At 38.7% G+C, this 3,476-nt stretch carries 3 protein-coding genes and 2 pseudogenes; 4 read left to right on the top strand and 1 reads right to left on the bottom strand.

Annotation, left to right across the window (positions count from 1 at the left end; translation table 11 throughout):
* The 3 genes and pseudogenes from ATB74_RS23180 to ATB74_RS24200 form a co-directional block, all read left to right on the top strand.
* Window positions 1–173, top strand: a pseudogene (locus tag ATB74_RS23180) (IS5/IS1182 family transposase); the annotation flags it as partial.
* A gap of 17 nt (window positions 174–190) precedes the next feature.
* Window positions 191–1,531, top strand: a complete 1,341-nt coding sequence (locus tag ATB74_RS23175) for an aerolysin family beta-barrel pore-forming toxin (RefSeq protein WP_061019852.1) — start codon at window positions 191–193, stop codon at window positions 1,529–1,531.
* Between the two features lie 139 nt (window positions 1,532–1,670).
* Window positions 1,671–1,802, top strand: a pseudogene (locus ATB74_RS24200) (helix-turn-helix domain-containing protein); the annotation flags it as partial.
* A 163-nt stretch (window positions 1,803–1,965) separates the two neighbouring features.
* Here the strand turns inward: ATB74_RS24200 and ATB74_RS23170 are convergent.
* Entirely contained in the window at window positions 1,966–2,898 is a 933-nt protein-coding gene (locus tag ATB74_RS23170; RefSeq protein WP_061019851.1) for an OmpA family protein, read from the bottom strand.
* Between the two features lie 235 nt (window positions 2,899–3,133).
* Between ATB74_RS23170 and ATB74_RS24045 the strand changes: the two genes are divergently transcribed.
* The coding region (locus tag ATB74_RS24045; protein WP_179946939.1) for a transposase at window positions 3,134–3,476 on the top strand (343 nt) is incomplete at its 3' end.

Below are 3,476 nucleotides of genomic sequence, written 5' to 3'. Positions count from 1 at the left end.
GATACCACAAACGTTCACTCTCAGAAACAGCGATGTATCGAGTTAAACAGTTGCTAGGAGGGCAACTGAGCTTAAGAAATTACAATGCACAGGTGGGTGAAACTTACGCGATGATAAAAGCGTTGAATAAGCTTACTGGGTTAGGTATGCCTGAAACTTGTCGTATTGACTAAGGAATACGCGAAACGGGGTGGCTCTATCTCTAAATTTAATTACGCAACAAAGCCCTACGGCTATGATGTATCAGGACCAATTGTCTTCCAATATGGGTGAGTGGCAGTTAACTAATATTGAAAACGGTTTAATTATTATGGGGCCTAGTTATCAAGGAAATATAAAGCCTGGCAATCAATTGGCTTATACAGGTTGGTGTATTGATCTCAATAAAAAGAATTCTTATCAAGGAAATCTATCGCAGCCCTTCACTTTAAAAGCTCCAAATCAACAAAAGCTTGAGTGGTTACTAGTCAACTCTAAGGAGTTTTATATTCCCTTAGCCGAACTTGCTAATATGCTCGGGTATGCTTGGAGTGGTGGTGTTGATGGCATTCAAAGCGGGGAGGACATGGTCAGTTCTGTTAATACTAGTGGGGTTTATCATATAAAGTCAGATACCATTGGGGCTGATATGCTTTGTTCTGGGTATCGCTGCGATGAGCGATTAATTATCGATATAACAAATTTTAAATATCACCTTTTGCCGAATACCGTTAGTCAAGAAAGTAGTATTGATGAAAACCAAGAAGAGCTGGGAAAACGGACGACTATTATCACCAATGACTCTGATATTGAACAGCAATATCGTATGGCATTCACTTACAAAAAGCAAAACAGTTGGAGATTCAAAAGTTCGATAAACTTTGAGCAAGCGATATCCGTGAAAAGTAATTTTAATTTACCTTTTATTGGTGACAGCGAAGTGGAGGCTTCATTTTCGGCGGGGCAAAGTTGGGGAGAAGAAAAATCCAGGGTATCCAGTGAGTTGGTTTCTGACACCATCGTGGTAAATATCCCTGCTAAGCATAGACAAGAAGTATCGATGAGCATGTACAAAACACGTAAGACTTATCCATATAATAGTCAAGCAAGGGTCAGTTATTCCTTTGGCTTGTATGGCTTTCTATCTTGGTCGGGTAATGCAGATAAGTCACACCCTATTGATAAGCCGTATAAATATTATCAATGGGAAGTAGGGAGAGATGCTGTGGAAGAAAATAAATTAGAGGAACAATTTGAAAATCGTAACTTTCCTTCTCAAGCGCATTCTTGGGATTGGCCTTGGGTGGTCAATCAATTCGGTCTGCCTTATGTGGAAAGTGTTATTGATGCGATACAAAGGCCAATTATTATTGATGTAGGTGGAAGTTTGACGGTACAAAGCATTTATGGTGCTGATGTGCATTATGGAGAGGCTATCGAAATAAAAGAAAAAAAACAAGTCAAACGCAGTTTAAGTCCTACTTCAGAATGGGAATTTATTAACTTTGACGATGCGTTTAGTGATATACAGATAGATGTTCAACGGTTGTAATTTATATATGTGATTGATAGACACCCTTTAGGTGTATTAGTTCCGACTAGATCTGAAGCTTCAATTTGAAAAGATGAGAGCTCCCCACTTTGATTAAAGGTGCTTAATCCGTAATCAAAGACAACAAGAGGTAACTCTCATGCTTCATACTAGCAATCCAATCACCAAACACAAAGCTGGCCTTCTCAATCTTACAGAGGAACTCGGCAATGTATCAAAAGCCTGTAAGGTTATGGGGGTATCTAGAGACACTTTCTACCCCTATCAAGAGCCAAGCTTATAATCTCTGTTTCGAATTCAGTAAAAAATGTAGATCGTTGTCGTTTTATTATTGAACATATTCTTTACTTGCTAATTTACTGTCCTTGATAGCCTAAGCACCACATAATAATTATTAATGGAGGGAGCTAAACTCCCTCTCTTTTATTGCTGAGTTATTTTAGCGTAATTTGAACTGAACGTTCTAACTGTAAATTGCGGTTATCGCTGAGAGGATGTTGGTTAGCAATACCTGAGCTTAGAATACGCTTAGCATTAATACCTCGACTGACAAGGTATTGTTTAACATTTTGTGCACGTTCAGCAGATATTTTTAGGTTAGTTTTCTTTGAACCCGATGAATCAGTGCGGCCTACAATATCGGCCTTTAATTTTGGGTTATTGATCATCGTTGTTACAATCTGATCGAGGTTATATCGGTCATAGTCATTCAAATCCACCTGACCTGTTTGGAATGATAAAGTATACGTAGAGCGTGATATTTGAGTTGTAGTGACTTCTTTTACCACTTCAATAGGAACTTCGATTTTTTTTTGAATAATCAGAGGGGTTTCTGGTTGACCGAACTTGTATGTCATACCCCAGTATACTTGGCCTAGCTTGATATCTTTTCCATTTGTAGTTTCTAAGCCATAGTAATGGTCATAACCAATCTTAGTTGTGATTGCATGCGTTATCTGATATTCAAGGCCGATACCAGCTGTACCACTGAAGTTGTCTGTTTTGAATACACTGCCATCGGCTAAGATGTAAGTTGCACCTAACTTTCCGTACATTGATAAATTATCGGTAAAGTATATATTACTTTTCATCCCTAATGTTCCAATATGTAAATTGTTATCATTAAGATTGTGCATATAGTTGTAACTACCATATAATCCAAAATATTGACTAAAGTCGTAACCTATTTCTAGCCTAGGGCTCAGTACTTTGTTTTTGCTAATTTTAGTTTCTGAATTATCAGTAATCCCCATTCCTGCTGTGGCACCAAGCCACATACCTGACTTGTCAATGTTTTGAGCGAGATTGGCTGCATTAGCCAATCCAGTTGTAAGGCTTACTGCAAGAGCCAGAATTCTCAATTTCATAATCTACTCCATTTTTTTATTTAGTTTTGCTGTAATGTTAAAAGATTAAAGTTTGTAGTTAGATCACGGAAGGGCATTTCTATTTTCACAAAATGTTTTGGTGTTGTAGCCTAAATCAGTTTTACTTATTCCATGTCCTGTGAGCTGCTTCTTTGTGACTTTGTTGCGTAATTCAATGGAACTAAATCAAGAACCTACGATCTGATCAGCTACCTCCACTCTCTCTCGTAGTCCTATGCCTAAGCCTCGTTACAAAACAACCAACTGGAAGCAATACAACCGATCACTCATTAACCGTGGTTCTCTGACTTTTTGGATTGATGAAGAAGCAATAAGCGGATGGGCGCAAAGCAAACAGAATAAGCGCGGGAGGCCGCGTCGGTTCAGTGATTTAGCTATCACGACAGCACTCATGGTCAAACGAGTTTTTTCTATGCCATTGAGAGCGCTGCAAGGATTTATCGACTCGATATTTAGGTTAGCCCATGTACCGTTAAGTTGTCCGCATTACACCTGCATCAGTCGTAGAGCCAAGCAAGTTGAGGTTTCATTTAAGACTAAAACGAGAGGAGCGATAC

The sequence above is a fragment of the Vibrio splendidus genome, from assembly GCF_001557875.1.
GTDB lineage: Bacteria > Pseudomonadota > Gammaproteobacteria > Enterobacterales > Vibrionaceae > Vibrio > Vibrio splendidus_F.
This window is presented reverse-complemented; position numbering and strand designations above follow the sequence as displayed.

Coding starts and splice junctions, on each gene's coding strand:
- ATB74_RS23170 (WP_061019851.1), bottom strand. CDS start 2,898: ATGAAATTGAGAATTCTGGCTCTTGCAGTAAGCCTTACAACTGGATTG.